A 16,060-nucleotide genomic window follows, 5' to 3' on the forward strand; every position below is an offset into this window, starting at 1 on the left:
TTTTTACTAACACTTTCTATTTACAACTACATCACATCATGTTTAGTTTTTTCCGCAGCTACTTTTCCAATGACCTAGCCATCGACCTGGGAACCGCTAACACCTTAATTTATATGCGTGACCGGGGCATTGTCCTCGACGAGCCCTCTGTAGTAGCAATTCGCCAAGAAGGCGGCCCAAACGGTAAAAAAACCATTTTGGCAGTTGGTAAAGAGGCAAAAGCGATGTTAGGGCGCGTTCCGGGAAATATTGAGGCTATTCGCCCAATGAAAGACGGCGTTATCGCCGACTTCACAATTACAGAACAAATGCTCAAGCAATTTATCAAGCTTGTGCACGAAAGCAAATTATTAAAGCCTAGCCCACGCATCATCATTTGTGTTCCTTGTGGCTCTACTCAAGTTGAACGTCGTGCGATTCGCGAATCTGCATTGGGTGCTGGCGCATCACAAGTATTTTTAATTGAAGAACCAATGGCTGCTGCAATTGGTTCTGGCCTGCCAGTTTCAGAGGCTGCTGGTTCGATGGTGGTTGATATCGGCGGTGGCACAACTGAAGTCGGCGTGATGTCATTGGGCGGCATGGTTTACAAAGGCTCTGTTCGGGTTGGTGGTGATAAGTTTGATGAAGCCATTACCAATTACATTCGCCGTAACTATGGCATCTTGATTGGCGAACAAACTGCTGAATTAATCAAGAAAACAATTGGCTCTGCTTTTCCTGGCACTGAAGCACGCGAAATGGAAGTAAAAGGTCGTAATCTTTCAGAAGGTATTCCACGTAGCTTCACTGTGACTAGCAATGAAATTCTGGAGGCTTTAACTGATCCGTTGAATCAGATTGTGACCGCAGTTAAAGCAGCCCTTGAGCAGATTCCACCTGAGTTGGCGTCAGATATTGCCGAGCGCGGCATGATGCTTACAGGCGGTGGCGCCTTATTGCGCGACCTCGACCGTCTCTTGATAGAAGAAACTAGCTTGCCAATTCATGTTGCTGAAGATCCATTAACTTGCGTGGCTCGTGGTTGCGGTATCGCACTAGAGCGCATGGATAAGTTAGGCGGAGTGTTCTCGCACGAGTAAGCGACATACACGTTGGCCAGGGAATTGCAACATAGCGCTCCACCACTTTTCAGACAGGGCATTCCGGCCTTACTTAAACTGATTGTCTGTCTGTCGATCAGCATCGCTCTGATGCTGATCGATTTTCGTTTCAAAGCACTCGACCCCATTCGCAACAACGTCAATTGGATTTTGCGTCCACTTGAATATGTCATGATGGCGCCGCGCAATGCCTTTGAAGCAACGTCTGAGTATTTCACAACCAGATCGACTCTTGATCAAGAAAACCAAGTAATGAAAGTGCGTCAAGCAGAGCTTTCTTTGCTGGCAAATCAATCTGAATTTTTGATGGTGGAAAACCAAAACCTGCGCGAGCTTATGACCTTGCAAAAACAGGTTCCATTCAAAACATTGCCGGTAGAAATTCTGTTTAACCCACCCAATCCAATTTCACAACGCATCGTAATCAATCGCGGCAGTAATGACGGCCTAAAGCTTGGCAACCCGATTGCCAATGATTCCGGGATTTTGGGCCAAGTGGTCCGTCTCTATGAGCGCTCTGCCGAGGTTTCCCTGTTGGAGGACCGTGATTTTGCGGTTCCAGTCCAAGTGGCCCGCAATGGCCTTCGCGCAGCCGTATTTGGCGCAGGGCGCGGCAACCCACTGGAACTTCGCTATTTACCGGTAGCCAGCGATTTGGAAGTTGGCGATATTTTGCTAACCTCAGGCATTGATGGTGTTTATCCCCCAGGATTCGCAGTGGCAGTGATTAGCAAGATTGAGCGCAATGTTGATAAGAACTCCTCAAACGTATTTTGTGTTCCTGTTGCAGCAGTAAATCGCTATCGTCAAGCGCTTGCATTTTTGTATGACCCGCAGTTTGACGCTAAAGCGGCAACTGTGAACAACAAATCGACTTCTGATGCGCCACTCAGCAATACGCCTGGCAGACGCCAAACTCGCGCGCGAGGCATGCAATGATCGATTTCCAGAGCGGCTATATTCTGCGCCCGGTTAATCCGGTCTTTATTTATTTCAGCCTATTTTGTGCGCTGCTATTAAACCTATTACCCATTGGCAATTTCGGCTGGGTGCCAGATTGGTTAATCCTGTGTATTGTGTTTTGGAATATTCATCAGCATCGTTATGTCAGCGTCTTCATCGCCTTCATTTTGGGCTTGATGATGGATGTACATAATTCTGATTTACTAGGGTTGCACGCTTTTAGTTATTCCCTAGTCGCATACCTTGCTATCTCATGGCACAGGCGCATTGTGGCACTCACCGTTCTCTCGCAAGCGCTGCACCTGCTTCCTATTTTCTTATTGGTATCGCTATTTCCTGTGCTGGCACACTGGCTGCTCAGCGGTGAACTCTATTGGTGGGCTTTAACAGGCGCGATTCAGGCTTTGATTGAAGCAATGCTTTGGCCGCTAGCTACACGCATCTTGCTTGCGCCTCAACGTCGCCCTATAGATGTTGATCACAATCGACCCCTTTAAGAAGCGGCATGGTTTCTTTTAAAAAACCGGATCTCGACTCTTTTCAAGAGCGCATTCATATTGCGACTCTATTTGTCACGTTTTGCTTTTTACTACTCATCACCCGTCTTGTATGGCTACAACTAGTAAGCCACGGAAAATATGCTCTGCTGGCTGAAAGCAATCGCATTGCCTTGGTTCCAGCGCCGGCAAATCGCGGGCTCATTATTGATCGCAATGGCATCGTTATTGGTCGAAATTATTCTGCCCTTACCTTGGATGTGAATGCTGAAGAAGTCAAAGGGAACGTAGATCAGCTCATAAATGATCTTTCTGAAATCGTTGCCATTTCGCCTCGGGATCGTCGCAATTTCAAGCGCTCCCTTGAGGATTCTCGCAATATGGGTACTTTTCCGCTGCGCTCTATGCTCAACGAGACCGAAACTGCCCGGTTTATGGCCAATCGTTACCGCTTTCCTGGGGTAGAAATCCGAGCTAGAAGCTTTCGGGAGTATCCATACAACGAATTAGCCTCCCACCTGATTGGCTATATTGGCCGCGTTTCGCAACGCGACAAAGAGCGCATGCAGACTGAAATTGAGGGCGCCAAGGCCGATGATCCAGATGCTTTGCAGGCTTCTTTTTTACCCGGCATTCAGTACGTAGGCAAGATTGGTTTAGAGCAAAGTTATGAAACTGTATTGCGCGGTGTGCCTGGTTACGATCAAGTAGAAATCACTGCGGGCGGTAAACCAGTGCGTACACTTTCTAGTTCTCCTTCAGTTCCCGGTAAAAATGTAGTTCTCTCAGTTGATATCAAGCTCCAATATTTAGTTGAGCAACTGTATGGAAATTTCCGCGGTGCATTTGTGGCGATTGAACCGAAGACGGGTGACGTATTGGCTTTTGTTTCTAAGCCCAACTTCAATCCGAATGATTTTGTGGAGGGCATTGATTCAGTTACCTGGAAAGAGCTCAATGACTCCCCCCAGAAGCCGCTTTATAACCGCCCATTGAAAGGAATCTATCCACCCGGATCTACTTACAAACCTTTCATGGCATTGGCGGCGTTGGAAAATAAAAAGCGCACACCATCACAAACAATTTCGGATCCTGGTTACTTTGACTTTGGTAACCATACCTTCCGCGACGATAAAAAAGGTGGTCACGGAATTGTCGATATGCAAAAGTCGATTGTTGAATCTTGTGACACGTATTACTACATGCTTGCCCGAGACATGGGCGTAAACATGATGCATGACTTTATGAAGCCTCTTGGTTTTGGTCAAATTACCGGCATTGATTTACAAGGTGAAGCAAAGGGCGTTTTACCATCTACCGAATGGAAGAAAAATACTTTCAAAAAACCTGAGCAGCAAAAGTGGTACGAGGGTGAAACTATTTCCTTGGGCATTGGACAGGGTTACAACGCTTTCACAATTTTGCAATTAGCTCATGCCATGGCAAACGTAGCTAATAACGGTATTGTGATGAAGCCTCACTTAGTCAAAGCTATTGAAGATCCATTTACTCGCAACAGAGTGCTGACAACCCCAAAAGAAAGTTATCGCATCGATCTCAATGCTGAGAATATTGAAGTAATCAAGAAGGCCATGGTCGAGGTTAATAACTCTGGCACATCTGCCACAGCATTTAAGGGCACTGGATATCAAGTGGGCGGAAAAACCGGAACTGCGCAGGTATTTAGTTTGAACTCCAAAGATTACAAACATGGATCCACAGCAGAATTTTTACGCGACCATGCCTTGTATATAGCATTTGCTCCAGCGGATAAGCCAACCATAGTAATTGCGATGGTTGTAGAGAACGCAGGCTTCGGCGCACAGTATGCCGCTCCGATTGCACGTCAAGCATTGGACTACTACATTGAGGGCAAGTGGCCCAAGGAGGTTCCTGAATGGAAAAGAGCCCCTTAATCAAAGTTAAAGGATTTTTCTCCAGCATCTTCGCTGGTTTAGACCGCCAGCTAGGCCTTATTTTGCTTGGCTTAGCAGCCGTTGGCTTTTTTACTTTTCTATCTGCAAGTCAAAATACTCCCGTACAAATTGCAGATGAATTGCGCAACCTCGCACTCTCGTTTTTAGTGATGTGGATGGTTTCACGCATCCCACCTAAGTGGTTAGAGATGGGTGCAGTTTGGATTTATGGATTTGGTGTTGCCCTCTTAATCGCAGTAGCCGCATTCGGACTTATTAAAAAAGGTGCTCGTCGCTGGCTCAATATTGGAGTCGTCATTCAGCCATCCGAGATCATGAAGATTGCAATGCCACTCATGCTTGCTTGGTACTTTCAAAAGCGGGAAGGCATTCAAAAATCTTGGGACTATGGTGTTGCTGCCGTAATCTTAGCTATACCGGTTTTTTTAATTGCACGCCAACCAGACTTGGGAACGGCGTTACTCGTTTTTGCAGCAGGGCTATACGTCATCATCTTGGCGGGCCTGCCGTGGAAATGGGTACTGCCATTTGTTGGCTTGGGTGTAATTGGTATTTTGTTAATTATTATTTTTGGCAGCACTATTTGTGCCCATGATGTTGTGTGGCCATTTGTGCACGACTATCAAAAGCATCGCATATGCACTCTGCTAGATCCAACTAGCGACCCACTTGGTAAAGGCTTTCACACTATTCAATCCATGATTGCAATTGGCTCTGGCGGATTCTTTGGTAAAGGTTGGTTCCAAGGCACGCAAGCACATCTAGAATTTATTCCAGAAAAACATACTGACTTTGTCTTTGCAGTGTTCTCTGAGGAGTTTGGTTTATTAGGCAACCTGATATTGATTGCTTTGTTCTTCGCACTCATTAAAAGAGGTTTAGCAATCTCGGCGAGTGGGCCAAACTTATTTACGCGTCTGTTAGGCGCGTCAGTGACACTAATTTTCTTTACCTATGCATTTGTCAACATTGGTATGGTGAGCGGTCTCTTGCCAGTGGTTGGTGTACCGCTTCCATTTATTAGCTATGGTGGCACTGCATTAGTGACACTTGGCTTTGGCGCAGGAATATTAATGAGTATCCATCGTCACCGTCGTTTAGTGCAAAGCTAACTCGGCGCAGTAATGTGTTTGATTGATGGAGGTTTTTGAAGGAATAAAAAAGCCCGGCATGCCGGGCTTTTTTATCAACTAAGGAAGAATTACTTCTTACGCTTGTTAACTGAATCTTTAAATGCTTTACCAGCAGAAAACTTAACAGTTTTTGCAGCAGCAATTTTGAGTGGTTCGCCAGTTTTTGGGTTACGACCCATACGTGCAGCGCGTTTGCCAGAAGCAAAAGTACCAAAGCCGATCAGTTGTACTGAGTCACCTTTAGTAACAGCTTTGATAATTGTGTCGATTGCAGAATTCAATGCGAATTCAGCTTTGGCTTTAGAAATCTCCGCGTCGTCAGCAATCGCTGCGATTAGTTCGGCTTTGTTCAAGTGAAGCTCCTTATAGATATTGATGTCAGCGCACATTACGCTTACATGATTTTAACCACAAAAAATTACAAAAATAAAGTTGCGTTACAGCAATTTTTTACTACGACTACAAATTACTCATCCAAAACGGTGATATCAGAAACAAAATACTCGGTATCGCCAAAACAGGTCGTTGGCAAACCAATGTGTTGCTCATACTTTAGAGCCACTTTTTTACCCAAATTAGCATTGATTTTTTGCGCCACAGCATCTTCACGCACCGTAAAGAAGAATTTTTCTGACATTGTGCCTGGCATAGAAACCATGGCTAATTCGCCTTCCCAGGTTTTGCATACGTATCCGCGATGAGAGAATTTCTGGACATACCCTGCACGTTCACCGCTGCCATAGCTCCAAGTGAGCATTCCCCACGTATAGACTGAAATACCCACTAACCCAATTAAAACAAGGCTTAAGAGCCACTTTATAAAGCTATTCATAAGATCATCCTTAGCAAAACTCCACATAAACCCTAAACCGGTTTTCAAGCCCTCTGCTTGGAGTATATGAGCATCCGAGCATAAGAAATAGTCAATTTAGATCTGATATACAAATTAAAATATTAATAATTACCTCACTTAGACAAAACTCATGGAAATTCGCCACATCATCTTTTTTATTTTTATAGCATCGGCTGTTTATGTCTATTTCAGAGGAAAGGTTCGTTTTGGGGTTGTTAGATCTCTTACTGACTACCAAGTGCTTCTAGCACCCGTAAATGCACTTTTGTATTTATTTTCAAAAGTAAAGCCTGGCGCTTTTATTCCAGTAAGCCAATTTCCTGAAATGCAGCCCATTCAAGATAACTGGGAAATAATTCGGCAAGAGGCGCTTTCTCTGCAGGAAGTCGGCTCCATTGCGGCCGCAACCGGATACAACGATATCGGCTTTAACTCCTTCTTTCGGACTGGCTGGAAGCGTTTTCACCTCTGCTGGTATGGAAAAGAGGTACCCTCGGCTCAAGCAGGTTGCCCCAAAACGGTTGCACTGATTAAATCGATCCCCTCAGTCAAGGCTGCCATGTTCGCATCCCTGCCGCCTGGAGCAACGCTGGTGCGCCACCGTGACCCCTATGCAGGGTCCTTGCGCTATCACATTGGCCTAACGACTCCCAACGACCCCAAATGCTTTATTGATGTAGATGGGGAGCGTTATTTCTGGAAAGATGGCGAAGCGGTCATATTCGATGAAACTTACATTCATTTCGCTGCCAATGAAACAGATCAACAAAGAATCATCTTATTTTGCGATGTCGAACGCCCAGTTCACACAAAGGTAGTTGCTCTATTCAATCGCTGGTTTGGACGCTATGTCATGAGCGCCGCATCATCCCAAAATGTTGAAGGTGAAAAAATAGGTTTTGTAAATATTTTGTTCACCTATTTCTACCATCTCCGTGCACAAGCTAAAAAACTCAAAGCAAAACATCGCTCCGTTTATTACGTGGGCAAATGGGTGCTCATTTTGGGAATCTTGTGGGCAATATTTTGGTAAGCGCCGACCTTTAAATTATGGGCTCAACAACTGCACAATTTGCTCGGGACTGATGGGCCCCCAAATTTCTACTCGTTTCTTGCGGCTATTTTGACCAGAAACGAATTGAATCTGTTTTTGAGGCACTCTTAATTGCTTAGAGAGCCAAGCCAATAAGAGCTCGTTCGCTTTATTTTCAAGGGCAGGCGCCTGTAGAGAAATTTTTAAACAGCCATCATGCAGGCCAACAACCTTAGTCACCTTAGCTCCTGGCTGGCAATGTAAATTTAAGGTAATTCCGGTGGGGGTTTGTTTTAACCAATTGGGCGTCATTAAAGTACTTTAAACTGAAAGCATGACGATGAAGAATTCTTTAGCGCTAGAGCAGCTATTTGCCAATAATCGCACCTGGGCCGAAAGCATGGTGGCAAAGGATGCCAATTTCTTTAAGCGCCTTGTTTCTCAACAAGCCCCTGAATATCTGTGGATTGGCTGCTCTGATAGTCGAGTGCCGGCGAATGATATTGTGAACTTACTGCCTGGTGAGTTATTCGTTCACCGAAATGTTGCAAACGTAGTTGTTCACACTGATTTGAATTGCTTGTCTGTTATTCAGTTTGCGATTGATTTACTGAAGGTAAAACATATATTAGTAGTGGGCCACTACGGTTGCTCTGGTGTTCATGCAGCGCTAGCCGATAGGCGAGTTGGCTTAGCCGACAACTGGTTGCGTCACGTTAAGGATGTGCACCAAAAACATGAGCGTTATTTAGGCGATGCTATTCCAACCCCTAAGCGTCAAGATCGCCTTTGCGAACTCAATGTCATTGAGCAAGTAGTTAACGTATGTGAAACAACCATCGTGCAAGATGCTTGGGCACGTGGGCAAGATCTCACTGTTCATGGCTGGGCTTATCGTCTTGAAACTGGCCTAGTAAATGATTTGGGAATGTCGAGTAGCTCCATTGAAGAGATGGCAGAGCGCTATGCCAAATCCGTAAAGCGTTACGAATCAGAGTAAAACTAATTTGCTGAAGTCTTTTTCCAATCAAGTAGTCGTCGTTCTACTCAAGCTTCTTGCCCTCTTGCCCTATAGGCTTCTGGTTGCGCTAGGCTACGGTCTTGGATTTATTGCGGCTCGCGTTCCTAGCGATAGAAATCGAGTAGTAAAAACAAATCTCCACTTATGCTTTCCAAAATTAAGTCCGGTAGAAGTCGATAGACTTGCCAAACAGCATTGGCGATTACTTGGGCGTAGCCTAGTAGAGAAAAGCATTATCTGGTGCGGCAGCTCTAAGCAACTGAGCAATATGATTGAAGTGAAATCAGCAGTTGACCTCTCAAGCAAAAAACCGCGCATCTTAGTAAACATGCATTTCACAGGAATTGAGGGCAGCATTATTTTGAGCGCGCTCTCTAAAACAAAACATTGGCCGCGCACTTCAGGATTTTTTCAGAGAATGAAGAATCCATTCTTTAATAAACGAATTGTGGAATGGCGCAACCGTTTTGGCGGGAATTCAATTGATCGCCAAGGCAATGCAAAGGCGATCATCCGAGAAATTCGCAATGGAGATTTCATCATCATTGCACCGGATCTTGATTTGGGTCTTAAGGATTCTGAATTTGTGCCATTTTTTGGAATTCAAACAAATACCATCACCACCATTTCTCGCTTAGCAAAAATTACTGGCGCTGACGTATGCTTGATGACCACCACATTAAAAGTAGATGAGTCAGGTTACCTTTGCGAAATTGGGAAGCCTTTAGAGAATTTTCCTGGGGCAGACCCCAAGTCTGACACCGCACGGCTTAATCAATACTTTGAGGAAGAAATTCGACTTCGGCCGGCCGAATACTACTGGGTTCACAAGCGTTTTAAAAATCGCCCAGATAATGATCCGAGTCCCTATAACCCTTCTATCTAGGGGCCTTTTGTCCTATCATTAAGGGATGACTGAACGTATTGGGCTATTTGCCGATCTCCACAGCAATTTAGAAGCTTTTGATTCCTGCATGGCTCGTGCCGAGGAACTTGGCGTTACTCGCATGGTGTTTCTGGGTGACCTCGTGGGCTATAACGCTGATCCTGTTGCGCTTCTTGAACGCATTGCCACGCTCGTAGAAAACAAAAAAGCGATTGCCGTTCTTGGCAACCATGATGAGGCTGTTTTTAAGGATAGCCGCAATCAAATGAACGCCAGCGCCAATGCCGCCATTGAGTGGACTAAATCTCAACTCAATAATGACCATATAGATTTCCTTAAAAATCTTCCCCTGATGGTTCAAGAAGATCAGATTTGTTTTGTGCATGCCTCTGCTTACAATCCAGCCGAGTGGAATTACATTACTGACAGCATGAGTGCATGGCGTTGTGTACAAAGCTCTGGGAAAAATTACACTTTTGTTGGTCATGCACATGAGCAAGCGCTTTTTTATCAAAGCGCCGTTGGGAAACTCATTCGATTTGCACCACACCCTGGTGATGAAATTCCGGTACTACCTCATCGCCAATGGGTAGGTGTTGTTGGCTCTCTTGGTCAACCTAGAGATGGCAATCCAGAGGCCTGCTTTGCTGTTTTTGAGCCCGCTTCAGAATCACTGACATTTCATCGTACGCCCTACGATCACTACACTGCCGCAGAGAAAGTACGTCGCGCTGGCCTGCCAGAAGATCTGGCAAACCGCCTCATCACCGGCAAATAAACAATGCCCATTAACACCGACATTCAAGCAGTAGACGATATATTTCAAGAAGGCAAAGTAGTAGATGGATTTGTTTTAGGCAAGGAAGTTCATCGCGGCGGAATGGCTAGCCTTTTTTCAGCAACTAAAGAGGGAATAGATGTCCCTATCTTGCTGAAAATCCCGCGTGTTGGCAGAGATCAACCGGTTGAAAGTTTGATCGGCTTTGAAACCGAACTCACTATCTTGCGCTCCCTAAAAAGTCCTTACGTTCCTCAATATTTAGGTTCAGGCAATATGGCCACGCGCCCTTATATTGCAATGGAAAGAGTTGAGGGCCGGCCATTAGAGGATTACATCAAGGAAGGTAAAGTATTTACGATTGATGAGGTAGTTCGCATTGGGGCAGATTTAGCGCAAGCTGTTCAATCACTGCACTCACAAGATGCCATTCACCTAGATGTCAAGCCTGAAAATATTTTGATTGATGAGAGGGGGAAGTTAACACTCATTGATTTTGGTTTGTCGCACCACGCTCGATACCCGGACTTGCTTGCAGAAGAGATGCGCAAAGGTATCGGCTCTGCACCTTATATTTCTCCTGAACAAGTAGCCGGCATTCGCTCTGATTCGCGCAGTGATATTTTTTCTATTGGCGTGATCATGTACGAGCTGCTGACTGGCGAACTGCCATTTGGTAACCCTCAAACCATGAGTGGACTAAGAAAACGAATGTGGGCAGAACCCTTTCCTCCACGTGCTATTCGTAGAGAAATTCCTCGCTGGTTACAAGAAGTAGTTCTGAGATGTCTGGAGCCACGCGCCGCCGATCGCTATCAGGGTGCTGCGCGTTTACGTCAAGTATTGCGTGATCCCGAGGGCGTTACGCTGACCGAGCGTGCCGAACGTGTTGAGCCCCCTAGCTTTTGGGAAAACCTCAAAGGCATGTTCAAAGCCGCTGGTTACGAGCCCTCTCCCAGCCCCCGTCCCAGTATGGGCAACCTTGACGCGCCCCTCATGATTGCCGCGATAGATACTCGTCAGTCTGATGAAGCCCTGCGTGAGCGCATGCAAATTACAGCAAAAAATTTATTACAGGCCTATCCTGAAAGTCGCCTAATTTGCTTGAGCACGATTGCCAGTACGCCAACCTATGAAGGCAATCACGAAAGCCAAACTGCTAGCGGCATTGTCCGCGGCCACCTAGTGCAACTGATGGAGTGGGCTAAACCACTCAAATTACCGCCCGAAAGAATTTCTTATCACGTACTTGAGGCGCTTGATCCCGCCTCTCGAATCGTTGAATTTGCCAAAGATAATGATGCGTCCCTCATTTTGATTGGAGCATCACATAAGCTACCTAATAAGGTAACACCTTGGAGAACCTCGATGACCAAAATCGTTGAAGAGGCTCCCTGTAGCGTTCATATTGTGCGCACTTAAATATCAGCGCATTTTGTCTTGCTTTTGATCCAAGATCAATTCTGGCTCCTGTGCCTCAATCCAATTGTCGCGATTGAGCACGCTAGTTAACTGCTTTTGATCAAGCTCGCCAGTCCACTTGGCAACCACAATCGTAGCCACACCATTACCTACCAAATTTGTAAGTGCTCGCGCCTCAGACATAAAGCGGTCAATGCCCAAGATAATTGCCAAACCAGCAACCGGAACATCTCCAACAGCAGAAAGGGTGGCTGCCAAAACAATAAAACCGCTTCCAGTTACGCCTGCCGCACCCTTAGATGTAAGCAACAGTACTAGCAACAGCGTGACCTCCTGCATCAGTGTCATCGGCGTATTGGTTGCTTGCGCGATAAATACTGCGGCCATTGTTAAATAAATAGAGGTGCCATCTAAATTGAATGAATAACCTGTTGGAATAACGAGACCAACACAAGTTTTCTTGGCGCCCAACAGCTCCATTTTTTCCATCATACGTGGCAAGACGGATTCGGATGATGAAGTTCCCAAAACAATTAACAACTCTTCTTTAATGTAGCGCACGAATTTAAAAATATTGAATCCATTAATTCGCGCAATAATCCCTAAGACAATAAACACAAAGAGCAAGCAGGTTAGATAAAACGAGCCCATGAGTTTGCCCAATGAGAACAAAGAACCAATGCCGTATTTGCCAATAGTGAATGACATTGCGCCAAATGCGCCAATAGGCGCGAACTTCATAATCACACCAATCATGTCAAAGAGAACATGGGATGTTTTTTCAATTAAGTCGAACACCATGGTTCCGCGACCACCGAACTTATGCAATGCAAATCCAAACAAAATTGCAATGAAAAGGACCTGCAAAATTTCACCCTTAGCAAATGCATCAACCGCACTGCTCGGGATAATATTCATTAAGAAATCCGTAGTGGTGCCCATTTTTCCGGGCCCGGTATACGCAGCAATTCCTTTGGTGTCTAAGCTTGCTGGATCGATATTCATGCCTGCGCCAGGCTGAAGCACATTCACCACAACCAAGCCGACCATCAATGCAATGGTGCTCACAATCTCAAAGTACAACAGTGCTAGTCCGCCAGTTTTGCCCACCTTCTTCATGTCTTCCATGCCGGCAATACCCAAAACCACTGTACAGAAAATAATAGGGGCAATTAACATCTTGATGCCTTTAATGAAGGCATCCCCAAATGGCTTCATTTCTGTACCCAAGCTTGGGTAAAAATGACCCAGTAAAACACCAATTACAACGGCTGTAAGTACTTGAAAATAAAGGATTTTATAGATTGGTGGTTTTTTTAATGTATCGGTCATTTGGTCATCCTTTATTAAATTATGCGCAGGCTTTTTATTTCGTCTGCCCCCATATTAACTCCAGGCCAATATTTAGCCCCAATATCGGATAATGCAAGCATGGAAGAAAAAGTACGCGTCTCAAAATTACTCTCTGAGCTTGGCCTTTGCTCCCGTCGTGAAGCTGATTCATATATTGAGCAAGGTTTAGTCACAGTAGATGGCGAAGTGGTAAATGAATTAGGTGTTCGCGCCTACCGTCATCAGAAAATTGAGTTGCAATCTGGCGCCAAAGCACAGCAAGCCTCTCGCATTACCGTTATTCTGAATAAACCCGTTGGCTATATTTCTCACTATGACGACGAACAAGAATATCAACCAGCGGCCTCTTTGATTACCCCTGAAAATTACTTTGCTAGTCCGCTTGATAAAGGTAGAAGCCCTCGCTTTAACACCAAAGGGCTAGCGCCAGCAGGCAGGCTAGATATTGACTCCACAGGCATGCTAGTGCTGACTCAAGATGGTCGCATTGCCAAATTATTGATTGGCGAAAATAGCCCCGTTGAAAAAGAATACTTAGTACGCGTAGAGGGGGCTCTCTCTTTCGAAGATTTAGATCGCTTAAAACATGGTCTCTCTCTTGATGGAGTAGAACTCAAACCTGCACAGGTTAGCTGGCAGAATGAAGATCAATTACGCTTTGTATTGCGCGAAGGGCGTAAGCGCCAAATCCGTCGGATGTGTGAGATGGTGGGCCTCAAAGTGATAGGCCTCAAACGCGTCAGAATGGGTCGCATCTCATTGGGACCGCTTCCTCCCGGGCAATGGCGCTACGTAGGGGCTCATGAGCAGTTCTGAAGTGCATTGGCACGCTTATAATTGCCTCCGAACCTAGATTACTCAACGCAGAATTACCATCGAAACTCTTACCTCCAGCACTCCAGGCGCAGAAGTACTTAGACGTCGCAGCTTTGCGATCATCTCTCACCCAGATGCGGGTAAAACTACGCTTACAGAAAAGTTACTGCTGTATGCGGGAGCTATTCAGATTGCAGGAAGTGTCAAGGCACGCAAAGCCAGCCGTCATGCAACATCTGACTGGATGGAAATTGAAAAGCAGCGCGGCATCTCTGTAGCAAGCTCGGTAATGCAAATGGAATACCGCGATTGCATCATTAACTTATTAGATACACCCGGTCACCAAGACTTTTCAGAGGATACCTATCGTGTGTTGACTGCGGTTGACTCCGCTCTCATGGTGATTGATGCTGCTAATGGTGTTGAATCTCAAACATTGCGCTTGCTTGAAGTTTGCCGTGCACGTAATACGCCTATCGTGACATTCATTAATAAGATGGACCGTGAGGTTAAGCCTCCAATGGAATTAATGGATGAGATTGAAACCGCACTTGGCATAGAAGTAGTGCCCTTCACTTGGCCAGTCGGCATGGGTAAATCCTTTGCTGGGGTGATTGATATCGCCAATGCTCGTATGCGCATGTTCAAAGCAGGTGAAGATCGCGTGACAGAAGACTCACATGCGGTAGTTGCCATAAATGATCCAGCCCTTAAAGAGCGTCTGGGCACAGACTTAGAAAATGCACTAGCTGAAGTGGCGCTGATCAAAGAAGCAATGCCAGCCTTTGATCTAGAAGCCTTTCTGGCTGGACGTCAGTCACCGGTTTTTTTTGGCTCGGCCATCAATAACTTTGGTGTACGCGAGATTCTCAATACATTAGTAGAGCTCGCACCGTCGCCAGGCTCGCGCAAAGCCTTGCAACGCGAGGTCAGTCCTGCCGAGAACAAGTTCTCAGCAGTTGTATTCAAGATTCAGGCCAACATGGATCCAGCACATCGTGACCGTGTAGCTTTTTTACGCATCTGTTCTGGCCATTTTCAGCGCGGCATGAAACTCAAGATTTGTCGTAATGGCAAAGAAGTGCGAACCAACAATGCACTATCTTTCCTATCCCAAAGACGGGATATTTTGGATGAGGCCTTTCCAGGCGACATCATCGGTTTGCCAAATCATGGCTTGCTGCGCTTGGGCGACACCTTAACTGAAGGTGAGCAATTGCAATTTACGGGGCTCCCATTCTTTGCACCAGAAATTTTCCGCATGGTTGAATCTGCCGATCCTTTGCGCTCTAAGCAATTACGCACTGGACTGATGCAATTGGGTGAAGAGGGCGCTATTCAGGTCTTTAGGCCAATGGCTGGGGGCACCATGCTACTTGGCGCCTTTGGTCAACTTCAATTTGAAGTGGTAAGTCATCGCCTCCAAACTGAATATGGTGCAGAAGTGCGTCTTTTGCCGGCCCGATATAGCTTGGCTCGTTGGGTTAGCTCAGACGATCCTGTTGCGCTGAAGAAATTTACTCAAGAAAATATCCACCGCATGGCAGAAGATGTAGTGGGCGCATCTGTTTTCTTGGCATCACATAAATCAGAACTGGATGTTGCCCAACAACGCTGGGAGTCCATTCAATTCCATGCCCTCAGAGAGCATGCTGGCTTAATTTATCAATCTGATTTGGCAGGCTAATTCGCCCAGCGGTTGCACTACATTAGCGTGTTGTTTTGCAATCAAAGACAGCAACCAACTGCGTATCACTACTTCTGAATGAGGCAATCTTGCCGTACTGCGCACAATAGGCACTTGCCTTTTGAGTTAATTGCTCAATTGATTCGCCGCTACTATTTAGAAAAGTAACGTGATTAGAATCTGATGCATCGGTATATACCGCAGCACAAGCGCTCAAAATAGATGCGCAACATATAGTCAAAACAGAAGACTTCATCAATGCATTCATTTAATCATTCCTCATCCATAACTTAGGGCTTATTGAGGCCCAGTACATTCATAACCTTTGCAGTGATTTTGCTAGCAAATGGCCTGTAAATCAGAATACAAACAATGGCAACTGGGTAGGCTACTGACCAAACTTCAAGCCATACCCAGAAGAAATTTTCTGCAAGACCAACACGAACAAATGTAGTAGCAAGCGTAATGCTTAAAGACATTAAGAGGCCCATAACCAGGGCAAAAACTAGGTTGGGTAGATTGATCATGGCTACATAATAGCTTCTAGGCTTGTTAACTGTTATTCTGGACTGTGATCA

Annotated in this window: 18 protein-coding genes; 12 read left to right on the top strand and 6 right to left on the bottom strand. The window is 45.6% G+C overall.

Annotation, left to right across the window (positions count from 1 at the left end; translation table 11 throughout):
- Positions 1-38 precede the first annotated feature (38 nt).
- Genes ICN44_RS04585 through rodA form a run of 5 tightly spaced genes read left to right on the top strand, consistent with a single transcriptional unit; the run spans position 39 to position 5,612 of the window.
- The gene (locus ICN44_RS04585) at positions 39-1,082 is read left to right on the top strand and encodes a rod shape-determining protein (protein ID WP_216262900.1); all 1,044 of its coding nucleotides are present in this window, start codon (positions 39-41) and stop codon (positions 1,080-1,082) included.
- Positions 1,083-1,106: 24 nt separating this feature from the next.
- Entirely contained in the window at positions 1,107-2,042 is a 936-nt protein-coding gene (gene mreC / locus ICN44_RS04590) for a rod shape-determining protein MreC (protein ID WP_216262901.1), read from the top strand.
- A complete protein-coding gene (gene mreD, locus ICN44_RS04595) occupies positions 2,039-2,563 on the top strand; it encodes a rod shape-determining protein MreD (protein WP_216262902.1) in 525 nt (174 codons plus the stop codon). Before mreC ends, mreD begins: the two co-directional genes overlap by 4 nt.
- An 8-nt stretch (positions 2,564-2,571) precedes the next feature.
- On the top strand, positions 2,572-4,479 hold the full coding sequence (mrdA, locus tag ICN44_RS04600; RefSeq protein ID WP_216262903.1) for a penicillin-binding protein 2: 1,908 nt from the start codon (positions 2,572-2,574) through the stop codon (positions 4,477-4,479).
- A complete protein-coding gene (gene rodA, locus ICN44_RS04605; protein WP_216262904.1) occupies positions 4,461-5,612 on the top strand; it encodes a rod shape-determining protein RodA in 1,152 nt (383 codons plus the stop codon). The genes mrdA and rodA overlap by 19 nt, the downstream gene beginning before the upstream one ends.
- Positions 5,613-5,701: 89 nt before the next feature.
- On the opposite strand, the gene ICN44_RS04610 is transcribed toward rodA, so the two are convergent.
- A complete protein-coding gene (locus tag ICN44_RS04610; RefSeq protein ID WP_011903860.1) occupies positions 5,702-6,022 on the bottom strand; it encodes an HU family DNA-binding protein in 321 nt (106 codons plus the stop codon).
- A gap of 77 nt (positions 6,023-6,099) precedes the next feature.
- Complete coding sequence (locus tag ICN44_RS04615; RefSeq protein WP_216262905.1) at positions 6,100-6,465, bottom strand: hypothetical protein; 366 nt, start codon at positions 6,463-6,465, stop codon at positions 6,100-6,102.
- A 151-nt stretch (positions 6,466-6,616) separates the two neighbouring features.
- Between ICN44_RS04615 and ICN44_RS04620 the strand changes: the two genes are divergently transcribed.
- Positions 6,617-7,519: an aspartyl/asparaginyl beta-hydroxylase domain-containing protein gene (locus ICN44_RS04620; RefSeq protein ID WP_216860454.1), complete on the top strand. Its 903-nt coding sequence runs from the start codon at positions 6,617-6,619 to the stop codon at positions 7,517-7,519.
- Between the two features lie 15 nt (positions 7,520-7,534).
- Here the strand turns inward: ICN44_RS04620 and ICN44_RS04625 are convergent, their stop codons facing one another.
- Entirely contained in the window at positions 7,535-7,831 is a 297-nt protein-coding gene (locus tag ICN44_RS04625) for a DUF167 domain-containing protein (protein WP_215358763.1), read from the bottom strand.
- A 22-nt stretch (positions 7,832-7,853) separates the two neighbouring features.
- On the opposite strand from ICN44_RS04625, the gene can reads away from it, so the two are divergent.
- From can to ICN44_RS04645, 4 genes are read left to right on the top strand one after another with little or no spacing between them, the layout of a single operon-like run.
- Positions 7,854-8,519, top strand: coding sequence for a carbonate dehydratase (gene can / locus ICN44_RS04630; RefSeq protein ID WP_216262906.1), 666 nt, complete (start codon positions 7,854-7,856; stop codon positions 8,517-8,519).
- 7 nt (positions 8,520-8,526) lie between these two features.
- Positions 8,527-9,426 carry a lipid A biosynthesis acyltransferase gene (locus tag ICN44_RS04635; RefSeq protein WP_216262907.1) on the top strand — a complete coding sequence of 300 codons (900 nt, stop codon included), beginning with the start codon at positions 8,527-8,529 and terminating at the stop codon, positions 9,424-9,426.
- A 25-nt stretch (positions 9,427-9,451) separates the two neighbouring features.
- Positions 9,452-10,204: a metallophosphoesterase gene (locus ICN44_RS04640; RefSeq protein WP_216262908.1), complete on the top strand. Its 753-nt coding sequence runs from the start codon at positions 9,452-9,454 to the stop codon at positions 10,202-10,204.
- A gap of 3 nt (positions 10,205-10,207) precedes the next feature.
- Positions 10,208-11,626: a protein kinase gene (locus tag ICN44_RS04645; protein WP_216262909.1), complete on the top strand. Its 1,419-nt coding sequence runs from the start codon at positions 10,208-10,210 to the stop codon at positions 11,624-11,626.
- Positions 11,627-11,629: 3 nt separating this feature from the next.
- Here ICN44_RS04645 and ICN44_RS04650 read toward each other — a convergent pair whose 3' ends face one another.
- Complete coding sequence (locus ICN44_RS04650) at positions 11,630-12,958, bottom strand: dicarboxylate/amino acid:cation symporter (protein ID WP_216262910.1); 1,329 nt, start codon at positions 12,956-12,958, stop codon at positions 11,630-11,632.
- 99 nt (positions 12,959-13,057) lie between these two features.
- Here ICN44_RS04650 and ICN44_RS04655 point away from each other — a divergent pair, with 99 nt between their 5' ends.
- Together ICN44_RS04655 and ICN44_RS04660 are read left to right on the top strand one after the other, a co-directional pair.
- Positions 13,058-13,795: a pseudouridine synthase gene (locus ICN44_RS04655; RefSeq protein WP_216262911.1), complete on the top strand. Its 738-nt coding sequence runs from the start codon at positions 13,058-13,060 to the stop codon at positions 13,793-13,795.
- A 58-nt stretch (positions 13,796-13,853) separates the two neighbouring features.
- Entirely contained in the window at positions 13,854-15,482 is a 1,629-nt protein-coding gene (locus ICN44_RS04660; RefSeq protein WP_216262958.1) for a peptide chain release factor 3, read from the top strand.
- 22 nt (positions 15,483-15,504) lie between these two features.
- Here ICN44_RS04660 and ICN44_RS04665 read toward each other — a convergent pair whose 3' ends face one another.
- A complete protein-coding gene (locus ICN44_RS04665; protein ID WP_216262912.1) occupies positions 15,505-15,750 on the bottom strand; it encodes a hypothetical protein in 246 nt (81 codons plus the stop codon).
- Between the two features lie 22 nt (positions 15,751-15,772).
- On the bottom strand, positions 15,773-16,009 hold the full coding sequence (locus ICN44_RS04670) for a DUF2798 domain-containing protein (protein WP_216262913.1): 237 nt from the start codon (positions 16,007-16,009) through the stop codon (positions 15,773-15,775).
- Between the last annotated feature and the right edge of the window lie 51 nt (positions 16,010-16,060).

It is taken from the genome of Polynucleobacter sp. JS-Fieb-80-E5 (assembly GCF_018882015.1).
GTDB lineage: Bacteria > Pseudomonadota > Gammaproteobacteria > Burkholderiales > Burkholderiaceae > Polynucleobacter.